The 20,373-nt window shown below is 51.8% G+C and carries 12 protein-coding genes, 2 tRNA genes and 3 rRNA genes; 8 read left to right on the top strand and 9 right to left on the bottom strand.

What is annotated here, in order from left to right; all coding sequences use genetic code 11:
* Nucleotides 1-223: 223 nt before the first annotated feature.
* The 6 genes from rrf to DYH27_RS01205 all read right to left on the bottom strand — a co-directional run bounded on the left by rrf (nucleotide 224) and on the right by DYH27_RS01205 (nucleotide 7,473).
* Nucleotides 224-336 (bottom strand): 5S ribosomal RNA (gene rrf, locus DYH27_RS01230).
* Between the two features lie 191 nt (nucleotides 337-527).
* Nucleotides 528-3,432: ribosomal RNA gene (locus tag DYH27_RS01225) — 23S ribosomal RNA — on the bottom strand.
* A gap of 229 nt (nucleotides 3,433-3,661) precedes the next feature.
* Nucleotides 3,662-3,735 (bottom strand) — tRNA-Ala (locus DYH27_RS01220).
* A 16-nt stretch (nucleotides 3,736-3,751) separates the two neighbouring features.
* A tRNA-Ile gene (locus tag DYH27_RS01215) sits at nucleotides 3,752-3,825 on the bottom strand.
* A 169-nt stretch (nucleotides 3,826-3,994) separates the two neighbouring features.
* Nucleotides 3,995-5,525: ribosomal RNA gene (locus DYH27_RS01210) — 16S ribosomal RNA — on the bottom strand.
* The 16S, 23S and 5S rRNA genes sit together here with 2 tRNA genes alongside, the layout of an rRNA operon.
* A 1,087-nt stretch (nucleotides 5,526-6,612) precedes the next feature.
* Entirely contained in the window at nucleotides 6,613-7,473 is an 861-nt protein-coding gene (locus DYH27_RS01205; RefSeq protein ID WP_004354651.1) for an OmpA family protein, read from the bottom strand.
* A gap of 1,122 nt (nucleotides 7,474-8,595) precedes the next feature.
* On the opposite strand from DYH27_RS01205, the gene DYH27_RS01200 reads away from it, so the two are divergent.
* The 5 genes from DYH27_RS01200 (at nucleotide 8,596) to radC (ending at nucleotide 13,186) form a co-directional block, all read left to right on the top strand.
* A complete protein-coding gene (locus DYH27_RS01200) occupies nucleotides 8,596-9,399 on the top strand; it encodes a DeoR/GlpR family DNA-binding transcription regulator (protein ID WP_004354678.1) in 804 nt (267 codons plus the stop codon).
* Between the two features lie 12 nt (nucleotides 9,400-9,411).
* Nucleotides 9,412-10,611: a 1-acyl-sn-glycerol-3-phosphate acyltransferase gene (locus DYH27_RS01195; RefSeq protein WP_025067946.1), complete on the top strand. Its 1,200-nt coding sequence runs from the start codon at nucleotides 9,412-9,414 to the stop codon at nucleotides 10,609-10,611.
* Between the two features lie 6 nt (nucleotides 10,612-10,617).
* A complete protein-coding gene (locus tag DYH27_RS01190) occupies nucleotides 10,618-11,307 on the top strand; it encodes a NigD1/NigD2 family lipoprotein (RefSeq protein WP_025067947.1) in 690 nt (229 codons plus the stop codon).
* A gap of 123 nt (nucleotides 11,308-11,430) precedes the next feature.
* A complete protein-coding gene (locus DYH27_RS01185) occupies nucleotides 11,431-12,471 on the top strand; it encodes a glycosyltransferase (RefSeq protein ID WP_025067948.1) in 1,041 nt (346 codons plus the stop codon).
* 16 nt (nucleotides 12,472-12,487) lie between these two features.
* On the top strand, nucleotides 12,488-13,186 hold the full coding sequence (gene radC / locus DYH27_RS01180) for a RadC family protein (RefSeq protein ID WP_004354599.1): 699 nt from the start codon (nucleotides 12,488-12,490) through the stop codon (nucleotides 13,184-13,186).
* A gap of 379 nt (nucleotides 13,187-13,565) precedes the next feature.
* Here the strand turns inward: radC and DYH27_RS01175 are convergent, their stop codons facing one another.
* On the bottom strand, nucleotides 13,566-15,875 hold the full coding sequence (locus DYH27_RS01175) for an outer membrane beta-barrel protein (protein WP_025067949.1): 2,310 nt from the start codon (nucleotides 15,873-15,875) through the stop codon (nucleotides 13,566-13,568).
* 340 nt (nucleotides 15,876-16,215) lie between these two features.
* On the opposite strand from DYH27_RS01175, the gene pyrE reads away from it, so the two are divergent.
* From pyrE to DYH27_RS01160, 3 genes are all read left to right on the top strand, one after another.
* Nucleotides 16,216-16,848 carry an orotate phosphoribosyltransferase gene (pyrE, locus tag DYH27_RS01170; protein ID WP_029216564.1) on the top strand — a complete coding sequence of 211 codons (633 nt, stop codon included), beginning with the start codon at nucleotides 16,216-16,218 and terminating at the stop codon, nucleotides 16,846-16,848.
* Between the two features lie 170 nt (nucleotides 16,849-17,018).
* Nucleotides 17,019-17,468, top strand: a complete 450-nt coding sequence (locus DYH27_RS01165; RefSeq protein ID WP_007367858.1) for a polyketide cyclase — start codon at nucleotides 17,019-17,021, stop codon at nucleotides 17,466-17,468.
* A gap of 59 nt (nucleotides 17,469-17,527) precedes the next feature.
* Nucleotides 17,528-18,103 carry a hypothetical protein gene (locus tag DYH27_RS01160; RefSeq protein ID WP_025067950.1) on the top strand — a complete coding sequence of 192 codons (576 nt, stop codon included), beginning with the start codon at nucleotides 17,528-17,530 and terminating at the stop codon, nucleotides 18,101-18,103.
* 31 nt (nucleotides 18,104-18,134) lie between these two features.
* On the opposite strand, the gene DYH27_RS01155 is transcribed toward DYH27_RS01160, so the two are convergent.
* Both DYH27_RS01155 and DYH27_RS01150 read right to left on the bottom strand, forming a co-directional pair.
* The gene (locus tag DYH27_RS01155) at nucleotides 18,135-18,884 is read right to left on the bottom strand and encodes a toxin-antitoxin system YwqK family antitoxin (RefSeq protein ID WP_244595135.1); all 750 of its coding nucleotides are present in this window, start codon (nucleotides 18,882-18,884) and stop codon (nucleotides 18,135-18,137) included.
* Between the two features lie 99 nt (nucleotides 18,885-18,983).
* The gene (locus DYH27_RS01150; protein WP_025067952.1) at nucleotides 18,984-20,357 is read right to left on the bottom strand and encodes a TFIIB-type zinc ribbon-containing protein; all 1,374 of its coding nucleotides are present in this window, start codon (nucleotides 20,355-20,357) and stop codon (nucleotides 18,984-18,986) included.
* Between the last annotated feature and the right edge of the window lie 16 nt (nucleotides 20,358-20,373).

Here is a 20,373-nt window from a genome sequence, read left to right as displayed (position 1 = left end):
CAAAAGATCGAGACATCTCCAAGCCTTTCATCAACTATCATCACCTATCACTGCTCAACATCAGTCATAACATCACCGCCTATCAGCCATCTCATCATCGCCTATCATCGCTTATCATCGCTTATCACAGCCCATCACACCCTTCCCCCTCTCCGCCTTCATCCCTCCAGACGAAAAAAGGAGAGCCCCGGAGACTTGTCTCCGGGGCTCTCCCGTGTGTGAAAGGAGGCGGCCACCTACTCTCCCGCATTGCATTGCAGTACCATCGGCGCAGGCGGGCTTAACTTCTCTGTTCGGAATGGGAAGAGGTGGGACCCCGCCGCAATAACCACCTGACATGACTTCCGGACTGACTTCTCTCCTTCCCTACAGTGCTTTCCTGATGGAGAAGGATCCCTGCCAGCCGTATGAGGTGACGTATTTCCACAGGCAAGACCGTCATAGAACCCGTCCTCCGTCCCGGAAGGACACACAGCTCAAAGTCTGAGCCGCCGGCCCCCGCACTCCGACTGCCGGAGGCGGGAGACCGGGAGAAAGCTTCGGGCAATTAGTAGCGCTCGGCTTTGACGTCGCCGTCTTTACACCTGCGCCCTATCCACGTCATCGTCTGTGACGGCCCTCGTGAGGAGTTCTCATCTTGCGGACGGCTTCGCGCTTAGATGCTTTCAGCGCTTATCCGTTCCAGACTCAGATACCCGGCGGTGCACCTGGCGGCACAACCGGCTGACCGGAGGTCTGTCCGTCACGGTCCTCTCGTACTAGTGACGGCACCGCGCAAAACTCCAGCGCCCACGATAGATAGAGACCGAACTGTCTCACGACGTTCTGAACCCAGCTCGCGTGCCACTTTAATGGGCGAACAGCCCAACCCTTGGGACCTTCTCCAGCCCCAGGATGTGACGAGCCGACATCGAGGTGCCAAACCACCCCGTCGATATGAGCTCTTGGGGGGGATCAGCCTGTTATCCCCGGAGTACCTTTTATCCTTTGAGCGACGGAGTTTCCATACACGTCCGCCGGATCACTATGCCCTGGTTTCCCACCTGCTCGGCATGTCTGCCTCCCAGTCAAGCGCCCTTATGCCATTGCACTCCATGAGACCGGTTACCGATCGGTCCGAGGGCACCTTTGGAAGCCTCCGTTACGCTTTTGGAGGCGACCACCCCAGTCAAACTACCCGCCAAGCAGTGTCCGCACTACCTGCGCGTTAGACCTCAGACAGCCAAAGGGCCGTATTTCAAGGGCGGCTCCACGAATGCTGGCGCACACGCTTCGAAGCCTCCGGCCTATCCTACACATCGGATGACCAAGGTCAATGCTAAGCTGTAGTAAAGGTTCACGGGGTCTTTTCGTCCCATCGCGGGTAATCGGCATCTTCACCGATACTACAATTTCACTGAGATCATGGTTGAGACAGCGTCCGGATCATTACACCATTCGTGCAGGTCGGAACTTACCCGACAAGGAATTTCGCTACCTTAGGACCGTTATAGTTACGGCCGCCGTTTACTGGGGCTTCAATTCAATGCTTCCTATTGCTAGTGACATCTCCTCTTAACCTTCCAGCACCGGGCAGGTGTCAGGCTGTATACCTCATCTTTCGAGTTTGCACAGCCCTGTGTTTTTGTTAAACAGTTGCCTGGACCTATTCTCTGCGCCTCATATTACTATGAGGACCCCTTATCCCGAAGTTACGGGGTCAGTTTGCCTAGTTCCTTAACCATGAATCTCTCAACGCCTCAGTATATTCTACCCGACCACGTGTGTCCGTTTGCGGTACGGGGCGCAATATCATTAAGTTTAGCGGATTTTCTCGGAAGTATGATTACCTGCACTCAACTCTTCCCGAAGGAAGTGCTGTACTTTCGTGTTTCAGCTCCAGCGGCGGATTTGCCTGCCACTATCATAACCTACGCACTTAAACGCCCTGTTCCGTCAGGGCGCGGCAGTGTCACTGCTCCGTCTCCACGTCACTGATAATGCGAGTTGCGGAATATTAACCGCATCTGCCATCGCCTTCGCCATTCGGCTGAGACTTAGGACCCGACTGACCCCGGGCTGATTGGCATCGCCCGGGAAACCTCGGTCTTTCGGCGAAAGGGAATCTCACCCTTTTTATCGTTACTTATACCTACATTTGCTTTTCCATAAACTCCAGGATCAGTTACCTTCACCATTCGACGTCGATGGAATGCTCCCCTACCGATACTTTTAATTTACATTACTATCCCGCGCCTTCGGTATCTGACTTATACCCGATTATTATCCATGCCCGGACCCTCGACTAGTGAGCTGTTACGCACTCTTTGAATGAATGGCTGCTTCCAAGCCAACATCCTAGCTGTCACGGGGACCGGACTTCGTTAGACTAACTCAGACAGAATTTCGGGACCTTAGACGGCGGTCTGGATTCTTCTCCTCTCGGGGACGGACCTTAGCACCCGCCCCCTTACTGCACGGCTGCGATCCGAGAGCATTCGGAGTTCGTCAGGTCTCGACAGGCGGTGAAGCCCTCTTGACCTACCGGTCGCTCTACCTCTCGCGGACAACGCCGCACGCGGCACCTAAATGCCTTTCGGGGAGTACGAGCTATCTCCAAGTTTGATTGGCCTTTCACTCCTACACTCACCTCATCGGGAAGCTTTTCAACGCTTATCCGTGCGGTCCTCCATCCGGTGTTACCCGGACTTCAACCTGGGCAAGTGTAGATCACTTGGTTTCGCGTCTGCCCCGTCCGACTACACGCCCTATTCAGGCTCGCTTTCACTGCGGATGCGCGTCTCATGACGCTTATCCTTGCCAGACATGGCAACTCGTAGGTTCATTATGCAAAAGGCACGCCGTCACCGCTTACGCGGCTCCGACCGCTTGTAGGCGCATGGTTTCAGGAACTATTTCACTCTCCTCGTCGGAGTGCTTTTCACCTTTCCCTCACGGTACTCGTACACTATCGGTCTCACGGGAGTATTTAGCCTTGCCGGATGGTCCCGGCAGATTCGCGCAGAATTTCACGTGTTCCGCGTTACTCAGGATACCACTACGTCTCGTCATGCTTCGAATACGGGATTATCACCCTCTATGATTGTTCTTTCCAGAACATTCTCCTCACAATCCAAGTACGACAGCGTGGTCCTACAACCCCGGAGGCGCATCGCTACGCCGCCGGTTTGGGCTCTTCCCCGTTCGCTCGCCGCTACTGGGGGAATCATTAGTTTATTTTCTCTTCCTGGAGGTACTAAGATGTTTCAGTTCCCTCCGTTCGCCTCACTACATTCGTAGTGATGACAGGCCTTCAGCCTGCCGGGTTGTCCCATTCGGAAATCCCCGGATCAAAGGTTATTTGCACCTACCCGGGGCTTATCGCAGCTTATCACGTCCTTCATCGCCTCCGTGAGCCAAGGCATCCGCCATGCGCCCTTTCTTACTTTCTTCGCCTTCTCCGCAATCGCTTGCGGAGAATGTAGCTCATACTTTCAGCTGTTGTGTGATTCTGAAGAATCTGAAGTACTTGCTTCAATCATCAGAATACTGATTCTTCCCTGACGGAAAGAACCGTTCTACTTTACAGTCTTGCTTGTGTCAATATGTCAAAGATCCCGCAAAGGCAAAGGGTGAAAAGCGGGAAGGAAAGACCTCCAGCCCATACCGGTTCCCTTTGGAGTGGAGAATAACGGATTCGAACCGTTGACCCCCTGCTTGCAAAGCAGGTGCTCTAGCCAGCTGAGCTAATCCCCCGGAAAAAAGAAAGAAGTAGTCCCAGGCAGACTTGAACTGCCGACCTCCACATTATCAGTGTGGCGCTCTGACCAACTGAGCTATAGGACTGGGTCGGAAGAAAGCGATGCGGGCTTTCCTGCCGGACTTCCTCTTCTCTTGTTTCATGAAACAGAGCGCAGTGAGTACGGGAAGAAGAAACGGACCGGGCCGTCCCCGGGACCGTCATGATGCCCCGAGACGTCCCGCACGAAGGCGGGAACGGGAGCGTCCTCTCCAGAAAGGAGGTGTTCCAGCCGCACCTTCCGGTACGGCTACCTTGTTACGACTTAGCCCCAATCACCAGTTTTGCCCTAGGCCGATCCTCGCGGTCACGGACTTCAGGCACCCCCGGCTTTCATGGCTTGACGGGCGGTGTGTACAAGGCCCGGGAACGTATTCACCGCGCCGTGGCTGATGCGCGATTACTAGCGAATCCAGCTTCGTGGGGTCGGGTTGCAGACCCCAGTCCGAACTGAGACCGGTTTTCAAGATTAGATGCGGCTCGCGCCGCACCGGCGCTCTGTGCCGGCCATTGTAACACGTGTGTAGCCCCGGACGTAAGGGCCGTGCTGATTTGACGTCATCCCCGCCTTCCTCGCACCTTGCGGCGGCAGTGTCCCCGGAGTGCCCGGCATCACCCGATGGCAACTGGGGAGAGGGGTTGCGCTCGTTATGGCACTTAAGCCGACACCTCACGGCACGAGCTGACGACAACCATGCAGCACCTTCGCAGGAGTCCCGAAGGACCTCAACATCTCTGTATCGTTCTCCTGCAATTCAAGCCCGGGTAAGGTTCCTCGCGTATCATCGAATTAAACCACATGTTCCTCCGCTTGTGCGGGCCCCCGTCAATTCCTTTGAGTTTCACCGTTGCCGGCGTACTCCCCAGGTGGGATGCTTAACGCTTTCGCTTGGCCGCCGGCGCAAGGCGCCGACAGCGGGCATCCATCGTTTACCGTGCGGACTACCAGGGTATCTAATCCTGTTCGATACCCGCACCTTCGAGCTTCAGCGTCAGTTGCGCTCCCGCCGGCTGCCTTCGCAATCGGGGTTCTTCGTCATATCTAAGCATTTCACCGCTACACGACGAATTCCGCCGGCGTTGCGCGTACTCAAGGGAACCAGTATGCGCTGCAAGTCAGACGTTGGGCGCCTACATTTCACAACACACTTAATCCCCGGCCTACGCTCCCTTTAAACCCAATAAATCCGGATAACGCCCGGACCTTCCGTATTACCGCGGCTGCTGGCACGGAATTAGCCGGTCCTTATTCATGCGGTACCTGCAAAAAGGGACGCGTCCCTCACTTTATCCCCGCATAAAAGCAGTTTACAACCCGTAGGGCCGTCATCCTGCACGCTACTTGGCTGGTTCAGGCTTCCGCCCATTGACCAATATTCCTCACTGCTGCCTCCCGTAGGAGTTTGGACCGTGTCTCAGTTCCAATGTGGGGGACCTTCCTCTCAGAACCCCTACTGATCGTCGCCTTGGTGGGCCGTCGCCCCGCCAACAAGCTAATCAGACGCATCCCCCTCCGTTACCGACGGATCTTTGCTTCGAATCTGATGCCGTCATCGAAGAACATGCGGTATTAGTCTGCCTTTCGGCAGGTTATCCCGCAGTAACGGGAAGGTTGGATACGCGTTACTCACCCGTGCGCCGGTCGACGTCCATTCAGTGCAAGCACTCAATGCCGTTTCCCCTCGACTTGCATGTGTTAAGCCTGTAGCCAGCGTTCATCCTGAGCCAGGATCAAACTCTCCACTGTAAAATATGTGTCGGTGACAGGTGACGGGTGGCAGGTGATAATGAATACCACGCTAACCCGGCACCTCACCGAGTGATCTCTGTTCCAGAACGCTCATCCTCAAGAATTCAGGGTCCAAAGAACGACCGCGCCCCCGCTACGCAGGGACGCAAAAACTGATCGGTTCGTTTCTTCTACCCGTCCGGACGGCACGGATGCCCTCCGGACGCTTCCTGTACTACTTTCTCTGTCTATGTAAATCCTTTCAAAGAACTCTTTCCTTTCGTCGCTTCCGAAAACCCGCCGGACGGCTCGTCTCGCAAAGCGTGTGCAAAGGTATGGAGAAAATTCTTTCCAGCCAAATGTTTCGAGAATTATTTTTCAAAAAAGTCAAAAGCAGTCCACGGTCTTGATGCAAATCAATTAAATAACACCGGGAATGCCTCTGCAATCAACCAGGAGCCCCCGAAACAAGAAAAAGCAGAAAGAAAGCAAAAGGCAAGAAACAAGCCGTCAGACGCAAATTCGAAAACAAGGGAAGTTTCTTTTCACCCACAGCAGACAGCAATTATCCATAAACAGGCAAAGCTGCAAATCAAAACCATCAAAGCCTGTCCACCCTGCTTCAAGACAATCATCAGACGACTTGTAATACCACCATAAGCAGCCATCACTACGACACATTCCAAGAAATTGCCACCTGCCAAATGCTCAATACGAAAATCCGAGAGATTTTCAACCTATTGAATGCCCATTACACCTGACATTGCAAAATCCATCTCATGACACATTATATATATGTTATATATATGTTCGACTGCCTCCTCAAAAAGGACATCCATTTACTTTTTGATTAGCTAAAAAACATATCATCTTTTATATATACCAAAAGAAATCTGCATCTTGTCAGCATGATGCAGACAAGATGCAGATTCCGCTATATGTTCAACATTTCGGCCCCTGTCAATGCAGCAGATACTGCATTGCTTCTCCAAAGCACTTCCCACAGAAATAAATCATGTATATGGAAAGTACGGCCAAAATCCACCTATACCCCCGTGGACATCATTGGATAATCAAGAGCAGAACGTCATTATTCATAATCAGATTACTTTGCCGACTTAGTCTCTGGAGCCTCACCTATGAGATCCATAAACTGGTCAAGTTTCGGAGTAATGATAATCTGTGTACGACGGTTGCGCTGCTTGCCCAACTCGGTATCGTTAGTAGCAATCGGATTGTACTCACCACGGCCACCAGCGGTCAGACGCTTAGGATTAACACCGAAACGGTCCTGCAGATACTGTACAACAGAGGCTGCACGCAGACAGGAGAGGTCCCAGTTGTTACGGATATTCTTCATCTTGTCATTCGCTGTATTGATAGGCACATTATCCGTATTACCCTCTATCAGCACATCATAATCCTTATAGTCAGTGATGATTTTGGCAATTTTGCTCAACGTCTGCTCCGCACGTTCGTTCACCTCATACGATCCACTCTTGTAAAGCATATTGTCAGCCAAAGAGATATAAACAACCCCCTTCAGCACCTGCACGTCAACCTCCTTGAGTTCCTCACGGCTAAGCGAACGGGTAAGATTATTCGTAAGAACCATGTTCAGTGAATCGCTCTTCGACTTCACCTCAACCAAGTGGCGGATGTACTGATTACTTTCATTGATCTGGTCAACGAGTTTGGAAATATTGATATTGTTCGAGTTGGCATTCCTCAAACTGTTATCGAGACTTCCCTGCAAGGCGGCAGCACTCTCTCTTGCCTGTGCCAACTGATCCTCCAGACTTTTAATCCGTGCATTGTTGGCGGCTATTGTTTCTTTCGCACTCTGGTAGTCTGCCGTCAGCTGGTTGTTCTCCGTGCGGCAATTCTCCAGATCTTTCTTGCTGGCACAACTACTGAAAACAAGTGTACCCACAGCCAAGGCTACAATAAAAAGACTCTTTTTCATAATCATATCTTGTTTTGGGTTATTATTCTGTCGCAGAAGACAATGCAAACGGGACAAATGAAAAATCTGAATCTCATTTTTCCGAATGCAGTCTAATCTATTGCAAAGGTATTATAAAGACGTGTAAAACAAATAGTTGTATGACGAGTTTAGATATTTTTAACCTGAAACTAACAATTAACGGAACTTTTTGATGAAATTATACAGAATAAACAGTTGGAAGATGAAAAAGGTCTTTCCGTTAAGTGCATAGGCAGGAAACAAAACGGAGGCTTATAATATCCGGCTGATGCCGGCATTATACATCAGCAGTAATCGGGCCGAATAGACATCAGTGCCGGCAGGCATTTCCAGCAGTAAGCCAAAGTCATACAGTATAGCGACAGGATTGAACAGGCCTTTTCTGCAGGTGTGCTGATGCTCGTCACACATTGTGCTGACGGCAGACACCAGTCGTGTTGACGGTCAGCTCCTTGCCGTATATTGCCGGGATAGAGGCGACTTGCAGCAGAGGGAGAGCCGTACCGGAAGAATCTATTTGATCAGGAGGTGCTTGCTTTTCCGAAAACAATGCTGAATTGTCTGTTTAAAAGAGATTACACATAGGAAATCATGCTGTTCAAGTTTTGCATTCTCAGGAGAAAATGGCCCAGGTCTGTGGGTTATCTCTCCACCGTCTCCCTGCTCTATGCTGCCAACAGAACCTTGGCGGTAACCGGCTCTGGACTCAAAATCATTTTTACCCATGTGGCTTAGTATGAGGCATGATGTTCTAAATTAATTTTTACGACCTGCTTATAAGATTAAATCAATACCGTCCATCCGATAGGCAACCATGTCTTCTGCATCCGGAAAAAGTGATGCTGGCGATACCCGGTCAGCTTCTATCCAATGGAGTGATATTTCTTTTAACGAGCGAACAAACCGTCGTTAAGAAGGGGAAAATCTTTTCTTCTACGAATATGAATATTCGACGGATCAGGACGCGAACTGTTAATCTTCTGTTAAACGAACGTAATTCTCCTTACTCATTGGTTTATTTTGGCTATATTTGTACAAAACTATTCTAAACGGCGAAGCAAGACAGGATTCTGCTGGGAACTGCCGGAAAACTATGTTGACATGACAAAAGAAGACAGACAGAATGCCATTCTCGAGCAGCTTCTGGTACAGGAATCCGTACTGGTTTCCGACCTGGCAACCTCTCTGGATGTGTCGCTGGTGACGATCAGAAAGGACCTGACCGAATTGGAGAGGGCAGGAAAACTGTACCGGAGCCACGGCAAGGCCATCCTCATCAACCCATTCACCAACAACCGGTCGGTGAACGAAAAGGAAAAACTGAACGCCGAAGAGAAGCAGCTCATCGGTGCGGAAGCCGTCAGACTGCTCGTGAAGGACGACTCCATCATCCTCGCCTCCGGGACAACCATCCATGCCTTGGCCTGCAACATACAGCCTGCGGGCAGACTGACGGTCGTGTCAGCATCCCTGCGCGCCACCATGACACTGGCCGCCGACGACAACATCGACATCATACAGCTCGGAGGCATGGTCAGGCATAGCAGCATATCTGTCGTCGGGCAGTACAGCATGGAAATCCTCCGGGGCTGCTCGTTCAGCAAACTCTTCCTCGGCGTGGACGGCATCGACCTCGATTTCGGCATCTCGACGACTGATATGCGGGAAGCAGAACTGAACAGGGTCATGATGCAGGCAGCCCAGAAGACCGTCGTCCTGGCTGACTCCAGCAAATTCGGCCGGCGCGGTTTCGCCAGAATCAGCAGGCTGGAAGACGTCGACATCATCATCACCGATTCCAAAGTACCCCAGACGGTGGTGAAGAAGATAGAGGAGATGGGGATAGACCTCATCATTGCCGGTGCTGCCGGCATGCAGCAAGAACATAAAACAGAAACATACTAATTACTTACGATTATGAAAATACCATCAGAGTTTGCCCCTATCCGTCCGTTCGAGCCGGAAGAGCTGCCGGCTGTCTACGACCGGATTCTTGCCGACAAACAGTTCCAACAGGTGCTGGCGTATCTCTACCCTGATGTACCCAAGGAGGCCCTGGCGCAGAAAATGCACGGATGCAAGACCAACCTTGATTTCCAGAAAGCCTTCTGCTATCCGTTCCTCCAGCGTCTCGTCACGAAGCTGAGCCTGGGATGCAGTATCGACGCGGTGAACATCAATACACGAAACCGCTACACTTTCGTCAGCAATCACCGTGACATCGTTCTCGACTCCGCCCTTCTGGACAAACTGCTTCTCGACGTGGGCTTCGAGACAACCTGTGAGATTGCCATCGGCGACAATCTCCTCTCGCAGGACTGGGTACGCGACCTTGTCCGCATCAACAAATCATTCACCGTCGAACGTGCGCTCCATTCCGTCGAGATGTTGCGTGCCAGCAAACGTATGTCAGAATACATCCACTTTGCCGTCGCCGAGAAGAAGGAAAACGTATGGATTGCCCAGCGGCAGGGACGTGCCAAGAACTCGAACGACCTCACCCAGGCCGCCATCCTGAAGATGATGGCGATGGGCGGCGACGGTTCGATAGTCGAACGGCTGAAGCAGCTGCACATCGTCCCACTGACCATCTCTTATGAGTACGACCCATGCGACTACCTCAAGGCGCGCGAATACCAGCTGCGGCGTGATGTCCCGTTCTGGAAAAAGACGGCCGAGGACGACATGGAAAGCATGCTGGTGGGTATCAAGGGGTACAAGGGGCACATCTTCTACAAATGTGCCTCCTGCATCGACGAATGGCTCGACACGGTAGACGGAGAGCAGCCGAAGAACAAGCTCTTCGACGAAATCGCCACGCATATCGACCACGAGATTCACTGCAACTACAGGCTTTATCCGGTCAACTACGTGGCACTGGACATGATTCAGGATACACGCGTCTACGAGGAGTATTACACGCCTGAAGACTATCAGGACTTCGAGAACTACCTTGAAGGACAGATTGAGAAAATCGACATCGAGAACCGTGACGACAAGTTCCTGCGCAACTGTCTGCTGACACAGTATGCTTATCCTGCGAAGAATTACATCGCCGCATCGTCCGAAAACGGGCGTTTCAAGTCGCTGCTGAACCGCCTTACCTTTAAGAAGTAACGCTTCGTGGACAGACTCAGCAAGAAGATCCAGGGGCTGCTGACGGTGATGACGATCATCATGACATTGTTCATCACCGGCGGCTGTGAACACGATTTCTATGAGACAGGCGACAGCGGACTGTCTTATCTGCATACCGACTTCGTCGAAGCAAGGACAAACACGGCAACAGCCTTTTTCTCCGCACACACGGACGACGGTGTCCGGCTGACCCTGCAGCCTGCATTGAAGACGCTGTGGGCGACAAAGGGCGACACGACTTACCGTGCGCTGCTCTATTATAACAAGGTGGAGAACGGTGTGACGGAACCTGTCGCCATCAGTCCCGTCGCTGTCCTGCGCATACGGCTGGCACTTGATCTTCCGCCGGTACATACCGACCCTGTCGGATTTGAAAGTGCCTGGATAAGCCGGGACAGGAAATACCTGAACCTCGGACTGAAGCTGAAGACAGGAAAGAGCGACGACACCCGGGCCGTACAGTCTCTGGGGATTGTCTGCGATTCTGTCCGGAGACGGTCTTCCGGCAGCCGCATATTCTATCTCCGGCTGTATCACCGGCAGAACGGAATACCCGAATACTACAGCACCCGTGTCTTCGCAAGTATTCCGCTGGAAAATCTGGAACGGAAGGATTCCGTCGTCCTGGACATCAACACCTACAAGGGAAAAGTCAGGAAACAGTTCGCACGCTGATTATCAAAGGACTACCACACCGGTGTCCGGAAGATGAACGCCAAAAGGAATACCCTCCCGGCCCCCCACGACAAAGTCCGTCAGATTACTATATCACAAACAAAGTGCCATCTCTGAAGCCTTATGAAATACAGCATCATTGTCCCCGTATTCAACCGGCCGGACGAAGTTGACGAACTGCTGGCAAGTCTTACCGGCCAGGAAGAAAAGAATTTTGAGGTCGTCATCGTTGAAGACGGGTCACAGACTCCATGCAAGGAAGTATGCGACAAGTATGCCGACAGGCTCGACCTGCATTATTACAGCAAGGAGAACTCCGGGCCCGGACAGAGCCGCAACTACGGTGCAGAACGCGCCAAGGGCGAGTACCTGCTCATCCTCGACTCCGATGTAGTGCTTCCCCAAGGCTACCTCGGTGCTGTAAGCAAAGAACTGGAACGTGAACCAGCCGATGCCTTCGGCGGCCCCGACCGTGCGCACGCCTCCTTCACCGACACACAGAAAGCCATCTCCTACTCCATGACTTCCTTCTTCACAACCGGCGGCATCCGCGGCGGGAAGAAGAAGCTCGACAAGTTCTATCCCCGTTCGTTCAACATGGGCATCCGCCGTGACACCTATCAGGAACTGGGCGGCTTCTCACGGATGCGATTCGGTGAAGACATCGACTTCTCCATCCGCATCTTCAAGGCAGGGAAACGCTGCCGGCTGTTCCCGGAAGCATGGGTATGGCACAAGCGGCGCACCGACTTCCGCAAGTTCTGGAGACAGGTTTACAATTCAGGCATCGCCCGCATCAACCTTTACAGGAAATATCCCGACTCGCTGAAACCCGTCCATCTGCTGCCGATGGTATTTACGGTGGGCATCATATTCCTCAGCTTGCTGAGTCTTTGCGGTATCATCATGCTCTGCCTTCCCTCAACAAAGTCCACCGGCTGCATCCTCCTTCTGCTCGGCCTGATTCCTTTGCTGCTTTACAGTGCAGTGATCTGCATCGACTCGAGCCGGCAGAACCACAGTCTGAAGATAGGCCTGCTCAGCATCCGTGCAGCCTTCATCCAGCTTACTGGCTACGGATGCGGATTCATCAGCGCATGGTGGAAACGCTGCGTATGCGGAAAAGACGAGTTCTCCGCATACAATAAGACTTTCTACAAGTAATTCATGACTACGAATCATGGGCTTTGAATCAAACAGACTTTCCATCACCCACTGGGCTGAGGCCGACCGTCCACGCGAAAAGCTCGAGAGGCTGGGTGCCGGCGCACTCAGCGATGCCGAGCTGCTCGCCATCCTGATCGGTTCAGGCACAGCAGAGGAAAGCGCCGTCGCCCTGATGAAGCGTGTTCTCAACGACTGTGGCAACAATCTGAACACGCTCGGGAAACTGCCACTCCGTGACCTGATACAGTATAAAGGGATCGGTCCGGCAAAAGCGATTACTATTCTTGCCGCCTGCGAACTGGGAAAGAGACGGCAGAAAGCTGGCGTGGAAGAGGCACCGATGCTCACCAATGCAGCGAAAATCTACCATTTCATGCATACGACGATACAAGACCTCGATATAGAAGAAGGCTGGATGCTGATGATGAAACAGAACTTCCGGCTCATTGAGGCAAAGCGCATCTCGACGGGAGGACTCACGATGGCTCCCGTAGACATACGCCTCATGATGAAAGAGGCACTGCTGAAGAACACCACCATACTGGCCTTCTGCCACAATCATCCCAGCGGGAGCACGAACCCAAGCCGTGAAGACGACAAACTGACGACCTCCATCCAAAAAGCGTGCAACCTGCTCTGTATCCACTTCGCCGACCACGTCATACTTGCCGACGGCAGCTATTTCTCCTATCGGGAAGAAGGAAAGCTATGACCCACAGACCCGGAATACAAGTCCTTCTGATCTAAAAACACCCTTTCAAGACCTATCATCACGGTGCAAAGAACTTTTCTTCACACTGCGGAAGTCATTCGTCACGTCCGAAACATTTTCCTTTACACGTAAAAACGATCTTCTTTACACGTAGAAAAATATTTCTTTACGTGAAAAGAAATTCTTATCTACATGAATATAATTCATCTTCCATGCTCATCTTCCCCTTTGCAAAGCTCCTGTTACTTCTCAGAAGCCTGCGTTTACATTATCCGACTGCACGTCAGGCAGCCCCTCCTCAGGGTCGTCCATGCTGTTTACAGCTTCCTCCCGGAGGAGGAGGGGCAGAACTAAGGTATGACAAAGAGGGCCGTATCCCTTACAATCTCTTCTTCTCAGCCTGTCCGGCACCAGTTCCCTTGTATTTACTTCGTGAAGCATTGAATTTATAGGTGACCGTGAGGACCAGCTGGCGGCTGTCATACGTGCTAACCTGTATTGTTTCCATCAGTTCAGTATAACCTATTCCTCCCTCTTTCCGGGTATGGAACAGGTCCGTTCCGCCAATACGGAAAGCCAGTCTGTCCTTCAGGAATGATTTGGTGAGGTTGATGTCAAGCGAACCTGTATTGCTTGCCAATGCCCCGATTTCATCATTGCCTTTTTTGACGAAGTAGGACTCCATCGACAGCAGCCACCCTTTCCCGAAGTTGAACGTGTTGTTGAAGCTGAGTTGCCAGATAGGTTTGTTCAGTTTATAGGTCCTCACTTTTGTCTGTAAATTGAGCCATTGCTTCTGTACAGCTGCACTGAATTCGGGAGTCCAGATGCCGATGGTAGGGGAAAAGGTGAGCTGGGCGGATATCGACTTGATGCTTGGAAGGTTCGTATAGGTAATACGTGAGACGGCCGAGTTATGGTTGTCCTGCTCGCTCCAGAACACAATGGCGTGGCGGCGGTCTTTATAGGAAACACCCAGCTGGATGAACTTCCACATGGCTCCCAGAGAGAGCGTATGTATGTATTCGTGCTGGAGCAGCGGGTTACCCGACTGCATCAGAAAGCGGTTGCCGTAGGATACGTTGTTGCTCAGCTGACGGTAAGAGGGGCGGCGGGTCTTCGCGGCATAGCTCAACTGCATCTGCAGGTCTCCGATTTTGGTGGCAGCTGAGATGCTTGGAAACAGGTTGCTGAACGACCGGCTCTGGTCGGCAATGTGCAGGCCGTTCTCATAGTAGTTGAACCTCACCGCTTCCCAGCGCAGACCGACGGTCAGCTGGCAGACAGGGAGCATGTGTGTGTACTCCATGAAAGGAGCTATGTTGGACTCCTTCAGCTGTGCGAATGAGGTCGGGACATACTGCTCGGGGTTGACGTACTCGTCATTGCGGTTCGTGCTGGTGTATTCTGCACCCACAGAAAGACTACCCCCCAGGACAGGATAACCCAGGGTCAGCTTGGAAGCAAAGAGCCTGTTACGCTCCTGGTTGTCGGAAGTCACGGTGCGGCTGGTCTTGTTGCGGCTGTCTTCCTGATAGACGGTATGGTCACGCTGCTTGTTGTAAAGGTAATCGGCATTGAAGTCTATGTCCATCTTTCCTATCTTCCCGACATAGTAAAGATTGAGGAACTGGGAGGGACGATGGGTCTTGCTGCGCATGGCAGAAGTGTTGATATGGTCATAGAAGGTCTCGTTTGCCCTTACGTCACTGCTGAGCATAAAAGGGGCGGGAGAATCGTGGAGGAAGTTGACCGTGTATTTCATGCCGATGGAATTGCTGTCATTCAACTGATAGTCTGCCCCTATCGTGTTCTTGAAGCGGGATGCTTTCTCTGTAGCTTCCTGTGTGAAGTCCTGCCTCCAAAGCGTATCGGCATAGACAATTGTGGTCGTTTTGCTGGGATAGCTTCCGTTGTCAAGTGAATAGCCGTGCCCGCCGAAGAGTTCCAGACGGCCGTGGCGGTACTTCCAGTTGAGCTGTTCGACGAGGTCGACATTCTCCGACTGGTAGTAAGAAGACCGTACGTCGAAGCCGAAGCCGTCGCCCTGCACCCTCTTTGTGCGTATCTTTACCACGGCTTTCACCGTTGCATCATATCTGGAACCGGGGTTGGCAATCACCTCGACGCTCCTGATGTCGCCCGACTTCAGGCGTTCAAGTTCCGTAGCATCCCGCATCTGCCGTCCGTTGATATAGATGACCGGTGCCCCTTTGCCGAAGACCTCGTAGCCGTCTTTCTTCTTTATCAGTCCCGGAATATGCGAAAGAACATCCTCGCAGGTACCGAGCTTGCTCAGCATGGTATTCTCGATGTTCGTCTGCATGCCCTCTGCCGTCATCTTGTGCAGGGGGGCATTGCCCTTTACGACCACCTCTTTCATCAGCTGTGCGTCCTCTTTCAGTACGATTGTCAGGGTTTCCTGGTCGGAAAGGACTGTGGAAAACGGTTCGTAGCCTACGAAGGAAGCCTTGAGGATGTTGCCTGGAGCGGCATTCCTGATGCTGAAAGCACCGTCGTCGTTGGTTGTCGTACCGGCAACGAAGGCAGAATCCCCGGCTGAAAGGATAACGACATTCGCATAGGGTACAGGCTTCTTGCTTTCGTCGAGAACCTTTCCTGATACCGTTTGTGCGCTGGCACGGAGTCCCGTACAGAACAGGATGAGGAGGAATAAAAGTCTTTCCATGTTTGAATAAAGAGAGTTGTGTCGTAAGTCCCCAGGTGTCGTCACATTTCCCTGGTATTATCTGTATCTGCTGCAAATGTATAATAAAAAACGGATTTCCGCAAGGAAAAGGAAACATTTTCTGTCTGTTGTCTTTCTTTATGGTGTAGGGATTGTGCGTGCGGTTCTTCGGGTGTCTGTCGTTACAGCTGCATACCGGCAGGCCGCCAGACAGTCTGATGTCTGCCCTGTCTTTGTTCCCTCGTCTTTTGTCTGTTCTCTCCTTTTATGGTGTTTTTGTCCTTTAGTCTCGGAAAAAATGCGTAAGTTTGCACTTAGAATATAACCATAAACTATCAAGATGGAAGATTTAAAGAAAGTCTTTGCGGGCAAACTGCTCGGTATCAAGGCGATTAAGTTGCAGCCCAACGAACCTTTTACATGGGCAAGCGGTTGGAAGTCACCGTTTTATTGTGACAACCGCAAGACCTTGTCGTTCCACAACGTGCGCTCGTTTGTGAAGCTCGAGCTGGTTCATGCCATCCTTGAGAACTTCCCGGAGGCTACGGCTGTGGCCGGTGTCGCCACGGGTGCCATTGCGCAGGGCATGCTTGTTGCCGATGAGCTGGCATTGCCCTACGCCTACGTTCGTCCGAAGCCGAAAGACCATGGCATGAAGAACCAGATTGAAGGTGAGCTGCCTGCCGGTGCCAAGGTCATTGTTGTGGAGGATCTCATCTCTACCGGCGGTTCATCACTGAAGGCGGTCGCTGCCCTTCGTGAGGCTGGATTTGAAGTGGTGGGTATGGTCGCTTCTTACACCTACGGCTTCCCTGTAGCTGAAGAGGCATTCCGTGAAGCAGGGGTGAAGCTCGTCACTCTTACCGATTACGAGCATGTTGTTGAGAAAGCTCTGGAGACCGGCTATATCAAGGAGACTGATGTTCCGATGCTGCATGAGTGGCGGAAGGATCCGGCGAACTGGAGAAAATGAAAGGTTTAAAAAGGGTGTGTGTCAAAAGTTCATATAATAGCTGAACTGTAGGGGCAGAAGCCTTCGTCCGTCGATAAATATCTGTTTCGTGGACAGACGAGGACATCTGTCCCTACAATATGGCTATGTGACACGCTTTCTTCAATTCCCCAACCAATAATACAAAAGAAATGACAAAGTTTGAAAGCAGCATAAAGCAGATACCCCATTCGCAGCAGAGTGTGTACAGGATGCTGAACGATTTGAACAACGTGCAGCGGCTGAAGGACCGTTTCCCGGAAGGCTCTACGGGCAATGCCGACATGGACAAGGTGAAGGACAAACTGCAAAGTCTCTCTTTTGACCATGACTCGCTGTCGGTCAGCGTCGACCCTGTCGGTCAGATTTCCATGCGCATCATCGAGCGTGACGAGCCGAAGACGATAAAGTTTGAGAGCGACAACTCCCCATTGTCGTTCAACTTCTGGATACAGATTCTACCTGTCACCGAAACCTCTTCGAAGATGAAACTCACGATCGATGCCGATATACCTTTCTTTGCGAAGGGCATGGTGTCGAAACCGTTGCAGGAAGGCATCGAGAAGATAGCCGATGCACTGGCCATGATTCCGTTTGAATAATCACCGGGGTTAACTTGTCAACCGTTCATAATCTTATCAGCCATTCATAAGTCGGTGTTATGAAGAAAGTCCTTCCATCCATCATTGTGCTGCTTGTCCTGCTGTTGTCTTCCTGTGGTGACAATGAGTATGAAGACAGCCATGTCTTTTTCACCTTCCATAATGATACGCACCAGAATCCCGTTCTCGCATCGGCGATGAACCCGATGTCGCCGGGCGTGTATTGTACCATAAGATATGCATTCGTCAGCGGCCGCCACAGTTTCTCTTTCGAGAACAATCAGGGGATGAGGACGGACAGCCCCGTGTGGTTTGACGGCATCGACCAGCGGCTTGAAAGCTGGAGACACGTGGGCAAGAACAACGGACTTGTCGTGGGCTATGGCAATCTGGACAATCCTGCTCCCTTCTATGCTTACGACCTGCAGTGTCCCAACTGCTTCGAACCGAATGCACTGCCTCTACGTTCCTGCGAACTGAAGATAAGCAGTGACGGAGTTGCCACCTGCAACCGCTGCCGGCGTAAGTACAACCTCAACACCGGCGGGAATATCGTGGCAGGAGAGGGCGGCAGGAAGCTGACACGCTATCATGGCGTCACTACAGGACCCTATGGCGTGCTGGCTGTGAATTAAGGGACAAGCCTACAAACCGTCTGTTGCAGGTTTATTCCAGCTCTATCGCACCGTCCTTGTTCACCTTCAGCTTCGGTTTACGCTGTGGTGCTGACGGCTGCGGCTCGTGTGGCTGGACGGAAACAGTTTTATGCCTGTTCTTAGGTGAATTGTTGACAGCAACGTTTCTTCTCGGTCTTGCCGTCCCCGCACGTGATGATCTGGGGACAACTGTCCTGACAGTTGCCCTGGTCTTGTATGGACAGAAGTGTTTCGTGCGCGTGTAGGAGCCGTCTGCATTTTCTTTCCAGTTGATACAGACGAGTCCTCTGTCCGTTACAAAGGTGTCGGCAACCATGACCCCGTTGTCGTATCTCTGCCGTTCTCTCAATTTTCCGTCTTCGTCGTAGACATATCCCATACCATGTTCCCGGTTGTTACGGTAAGTGACCGTGAAAACGAGGACATGCTTCGCATCGGGAGCCGGCTGGTTGTTGTACTTTGCATAGATGCCGTCTTTCAGTCCCTGTTTATATTCGGCGATTTCTTCTATCTTGCCATGGCTGTAATAGATTTTTTTACCGTCCAGTTTTCCGTCCTTGTAATCCTCTTCTGACAGAAGTCCCCCTTTGTCGTCATAATAAATCCAATGTCCCTCCTTGGTACCGGTAAGCTCATTCCAATACTGTATGGACCATATTCTCCCGTCCGAATAGGTCTCGATGCATTTCTTTATCTGTGCTGTTCCTGCAAGCGGCAGGCAAAGCAGCAGACAAAGCAGTAGGTTATTCCTTGTCATCATCTTGGCATTTGAAGTCTGTCTTTCTGTCAACGCCCCTATGCCGCCAGTTCCGGCATGACAGAGCTACCTTTGTTTTTTATCCCGTTATCTTATGCTTCTTTATTCAGCTATTTTATATTCAGTCGGGAACAGGTAATGGCATACCCACGTTCCCTTGCGCAGGTCGAGACTGTAGCAGTAGTCTTCGTCCGACTTGCTGCTGTATCTTCTCGTTCCTCTGAGCCATATCCGCTTGTCGCCACGTATGGTCCCGTTCACTTCAATGCGGATTTCAGGAGCCTGTGTCCAGACAATCCGTCCTCTGGTGTCCCGGAGCTGGAAGACCGTAGTGGCATCGTCGTCAATGTTCGGATGATAGGCTATCAGGATATAGCGGTTGTCCTGATAGACGATCTGTGCGTCGAAAGCTGAGAACCAGTCGGATATGGGCTGGAATCCAACGAGCCGTTTCCCCTCGTCATAGTTGTCTTTTCTCACGTCTGTCCTCAGGAAATCGGCATCCTGCGGGTCGCCAAGATGGAACTTGTACTGTATGCGCCAGATCCGGTACTTTCCGCCGGAAGAGGTAGAGGAGCTGGCATTCACTTTCTCGAGACGGTAGCAAACGCTGTCGCGCACTTCACCATTCAGCTCTGCAGGCGTCAGCTTGGAGGCGAATGCGAAGGCATCTTCTGTATAGAGCCGTCCTGTCGCAGGGAAGAAGTAATAAGTCTCGGCAAGGTTGTTGGTCACCTTGAATCCCTCGCCGCTGGACCGGTCGATCAGTTCTACCCATGACATCCCTGTTTCCATGGCCTTCTTCCCGGCGAAGATCGTCTTCGACACATTCGTCATGCCCAGCGTGTCCGGGTTTATCACATAGATGAAGCGTTTGGGAACAGCCATATACCATCGTCCTGCCTGATGGAAATAAGCTATACTCGCCGCATACAGATTGAAGCCACTCCCCCGTTTCTCATCGTCATCTTTCGAGATGAGGAGCTTGTCTGCCAGCACCTCCCCTGTACTTGCATCACGGAAACCGTAGTAAAGTCCGTCGGGCTTCTCTTTCTTCTGCATATACCCGTAACCGAAGCGGCGTTCGCAGAGATAGAAGAAGCAGGGCCTGCCCTTGTGGAGCATCGGGACAAGAGCAGTGTAATTATCGTGTACCTCTACGGAATCCTTATCGCCGGAGAGCAGAGATCCGGTTGCATTGTCGCATGTATTCAGCAGGAAGAGGAAAAGTCCCACGATGAGAAAGCCTACAAGAAACCATCTGTAGGTGGCGTTTTCAAAGGATGAGCCTGCCGCCGTATATTTGGGTCTGCGGGTATCGTAGTCGAAGTGGTGGTTGACATTGATGTTGATGTCGTCATCGTCCAGATAGTACTCCGTTCCGCAATTCCTGCACCGGTATCGTTTTTCGTCGAGCTGTATGTGCTTCCCGCTGCCGCAGTTCGGACATCTCACCGGCTTTATCTTTGTTGCCATCGGCTTTCTTTACAAT

The sequence above is a fragment of the Prevotella denticola genome (assembly GCF_900454835.1).
GTDB lineage: Bacteria > Bacteroidota > Bacteroidia > Bacteroidales > Bacteroidaceae > Prevotella > Prevotella denticola.
Note: the sequence above shows the minus strand (reverse complement) of the source record. Positions and strands in the feature narration are given on the sequence as shown.